This is a genomic window from Pseudoalteromonas sp. BSi20311, assembly GCF_000239875.1.
Lineage (GTDB): Bacteria > Pseudomonadota > Gammaproteobacteria > Enterobacterales > Alteromonadaceae > Pseudoalteromonas.
The window spans coordinates 1-3652 of record NZ_BADU01000109.1; the positions used below are offsets into that span (position 1 = coordinate 1).

General features: G+C 39.1%; 5 protein-coding genes. 4 read left to right on the forward strand and 1 reads right to left on the reverse strand.

Going from position 1 to position 3652, the window contains the following annotated elements:
• Positions 1 to 203: 203 nt before the first annotated feature.
• From nhaB to P20311_RS12395, 3 genes are all read left to right on the forward strand, one after another.
• Complete coding sequence (gene nhaB / locus P20311_RS12385; protein ID WP_008113298.1) at positions 204 to 1775, forward strand: sodium/proton antiporter NhaB; 1572 nt, start codon at positions 204 to 206, stop codon at positions 1773 to 1775.
• A gap of 118 nt (positions 1776 to 1893) precedes the next feature.
• Positions 1894 to 2412, forward strand: coding sequence for a disulfide bond formation protein DsbB (gene dsbB, locus P20311_RS12390; protein ID WP_008113299.1), 519 nt, complete (start codon positions 1894 to 1896; stop codon positions 2410 to 2412).
• 1 nt (position 2413) lies between these two features.
• Entirely contained in the window at positions 2414 to 2716 is a 303-nt protein-coding gene (locus tag P20311_RS12395; protein ID WP_008113302.1) for a DUF6170 family protein, read from the forward strand.
• Positions 2717 to 2728: 12 nt separating this feature from the next.
• On the opposite strand, the gene P20311_RS12400 is transcribed toward P20311_RS12395, so the two are convergent.
• A complete protein-coding gene (locus P20311_RS12400; RefSeq protein ID WP_008113303.1) occupies positions 2729 to 3022 on the reverse strand; it encodes a ComEA family DNA-binding protein in 294 nt (97 codons plus the stop codon).
• 297 nt (positions 3023 to 3319) lie between these two features.
• On the opposite strand from P20311_RS12400, the gene P20311_RS12405 reads away from it, so the two are divergent.
• Positions 3320 to 3619 (forward strand): YebG family protein, encoded by a 300-nt coding sequence (locus P20311_RS12405; RefSeq protein WP_008113309.1) that lies wholly within the window; start codon positions 3320 to 3322, stop codon positions 3617 to 3619.
• Positions 3620 to 3652 lie beyond the last annotated feature (33 nt).

The following is a 3652-nucleotide window of genomic DNA, read 5'->3' on the forward strand; positions in this document are numbered from 1 at the left end:
CCGTGTAGGCATGTGATTAAAAAGGCAACTTTACTTGTATGATTCGCTAGTTTTACCGATAGGTTTTAAACACACTATGAATGCCAACCTATTATTCATACCAGACACTTTGACTATTATTATTTAGTTGTTTACACCCTCTATAGGCTGGACTAAGTTAATGACATTAACCAGACTATTAAACGCCTCCCTAGGGAAAAATCATGCAACAGAGTGTCCCATCTGCAATATTTATAAATTTTTTAGGTAAAGCACCTCAATGGTATAAATACACCATTATTGCATTTTTAATAATTAACCCGCTGCTGTTTCAATTAAACCCTTATTTGTCTGGCTGGGTACTGGTTATTGAGTTTATTTTTACACTGGCCATGGCGCTCAAGTGTTACCCACTGCAACCTGGTGGTCTACTTGCCATTGAGGCACTATTAATTGGTATGACATCAACCACGCAAGTTGAACATGAAATAGCACAAAACCTAGATGTGCTTTTATTACTTATTTTTATGGTTGCCGGTATTTATTTCATGAAAGATCTGCTGCTGTATATTTTTACCAAGTTAGTGGTTTCAGTAAGAAGTAAAACCGTTTTATCGCTTGCGTTTGCAATAGCTGCTGCGTTTTTATCAGCTTTTTTAGATGCCCTAACTGTAATGGCGGTTGTTATTGCGGTGGCCATGGGCTTTTATAGTATTTATCACAAGGTGGCCTCAGGAAAAGATTTTATTAGTGAGCACGATATTAACGATGATAACCAAGTAAAAGAGATAAACCGTCAAGAGCTTGAAGAGTTTCGTGCTTTTTTACGTAATTTACTCATGCATGCCTCGATTGGGACCGCACTTGGCGGCGTGTGCACTATGGTTGGTGAACCACAAAACTTAATTATTGCAGAGCGAGCAAGTTGGCTATTTGGTGAGTTCTTTTTAAGAATGCTGCCCGTTTCTTTACCCGTGCTTTTTGCGGGCTTATTAACAACCTTTTTATTAGAAAAAACAAAAACCTTTGGCTATGGGGCAAAACTGCCAGAAACAATTCATGCTATTTTAAAAAACCATGCACAAACACTTGATAAAAAACGTACCAAACGCGATAGAGTTAACCTAACAATTCAAGCACTTATCGCTATCTGGTTAATTACTGGCTTAGCGTTACATTTAGCAACCGTGGGCTTAATTGGTTTATCGGTAATTATTTTAGCCACGTCGTCGGCCGGCATAATAGAAGAGCACCAACTCGGTAAAGCCTTTGAAGAGGCCCTCCCCTTCACTGCACTACTTTGTGTATTTTTTAGTGTGGTTGCAGTAATCATCGATCAACAACTCTTTACTCCCGTGATTACTTGGGTACTAACATTTGAAGGGCACTTACAATTGGTGATGTTTTTTATCGCTAATGGATTGCTTTCAATGGTCAGTGATAATGTATTTGTCGGCACTGTATATATAAATGAAGTTGCTGCAGCTCTAAAAGCAGGTCAAATAACTCGAGACCAATTTGATTTACTTGCAGTGGCAATAAACACCGGCACAAACTTACCCAGCGTGGCCACCCCTAATGGTCAAGCTGCTTTCTTATTCTTACTGACATCAACACTAGCTCCCGTGTTACGCCTATCTTACGGTCGAATGGTGTATATGGCTTTACCTTACACTTTTGTGCTTACCTTTGTTGGGTTAAGCGCGACTTATTTTGGCTTGAGTGAAATAACCAGTTTGTTTTATGACTGGGGGATAATACAACACCACATCCCTGTAGCGAATTCTGGGCATTAAGAGCTTCCCCGACTTTGAGGAGCTAGGAAATTTCATAGCTCCTCACTTTTTCCCTTTTACTTGCTCCGCTGTTTATCCTACGTCATAATCTAAGCCCTTATTTAAATACGGATTTGTTATGAACTGGCTTGCTAATCTAAGTACTCAACGTACACCTTGGTTATTATTCAGTGGGATTGTTTTTCTGCTTGAAGTCATCGCGCTCTTTTTTCAATACAACATGGGATTAGCACCGTGCATTATGTGTATTTACCAACGCACCGCGGTATTAGGCTTACTTTTTGCCGGTATTATTGGCGCCAGTAAACCAAACAACCTCGTAGTCCGTATTGTCGCTTATACAGTGTGGGGGGGTTCAAGTGTATGGGGGTTACTAATAGCTCGTGAGCACATTGAAATGCAAACAACCACAGATCCATTTGCATTTAGCTGTGAGTTTGAGCCAAATTTTCCAGAGTTTATGCCATTACATCATTGGATACCGCAATTTTTTGAGGCAACCGGTGATTGCGGAAACATAGATTGGCAATTTGCAGGCTTAAGTATGCCAGCATGGATGGAAGTTATTTTTGTATTGTTTACCGCCACACTTTTTGCGTTAGTGGCCAGTCGATTAATCTCTAAAAAGTCACTTTAATATGTTTACTTTTTTTTCAAGCCACGTTGACGAACTTAAACACTTAAAAGTTCGTCAAAGACAAACCGTTATTGCGATCTCGTTAAGTATGCTCTCTCCTAGTGACAGAGTGTTAATGCGTATTGTAAAGCTTATGCTACTAAGCCCATTTTTTTTAATATTTACCCTTTTTGAAGGATGGCTACTCGTGCCCTTTTTGATTGTGGCTGGTTTAAGCTACCCGCTACTAACCGCCCCCGTAGATGTTAATTTTGCTAAAAAGCACCTTGGTGCTGCCTTAAAACAGTTTTATCAGGGCGCATAGCGCCCTTTTAAGTTAAAACGCCACCTTTCCATCAAGTTTGGCTAGCATTTTTTTACCCACCCCTTTTACTTTAGCTAGATCTTCAAGTGATGCGAAATCACCATTGGTTTCTCTATAATCGATAATTGCCTGTGCTTTTTTCTTGCCAACACCTGGTAACTTAATTAACTGTTTTAAATCAGCAGTATTAATATTAACCACGGCTGATTGCACCTGCTTTGATAGCATATCGCTTTGCGCAAAGGTGGTCCCCATAGGTAATAAACATAAAGCAGCGGCTAATGAGATGATTTTAATTAATTTCATACTATTTCCTTTTGTGTTCTCACATGAACATTTGTTGATTATTTACACCCAGCACTTTTACATAACGTTGTGGTTACTAAGTACTAACGGTAACAATCACTCCTTGCGACTCCTTTACTGCAACGCGTTATAAAGTGACTTAATAAATAAAGTAGAGTTACTCTTTATTGTCAACCAAGCTGCAGATAAACTAAGGCTAAAGCTTGCAAAACCACGCGCAAGCTTGTACTGTATATAAAAACAGTAATCTAATGATTTAAAATAATCATATTGCCACGTAAGTAAGCAGGAGAAATCATGGCTGTTGTTGTTAAATATGTTGTAGAACGAAACGGAGTCGAGCGCATGACGTTTACTACTAAAAAAGAAGCTGATGCCTATGACAAAATGCTCGATATCGCCGAGTCACTAGAACTCATGCTTGAAAAAGTAGATGTACCACTAAGTGAACAACAGGTTGAGTCGCTCGCGCTGGAGATTGCAAAAAGTAAAGACGACTTTATGGCCGTACTTAAAGGTGGTAAAGAAGTACCCGCCAAGGCTAAAAAAACAAAGTCAGATAACGTTGCGGATATAAAAGATAAAGCAGCGAGTTAGTACTTTTAAAAGCTCAATAGTAATTATTAAAAA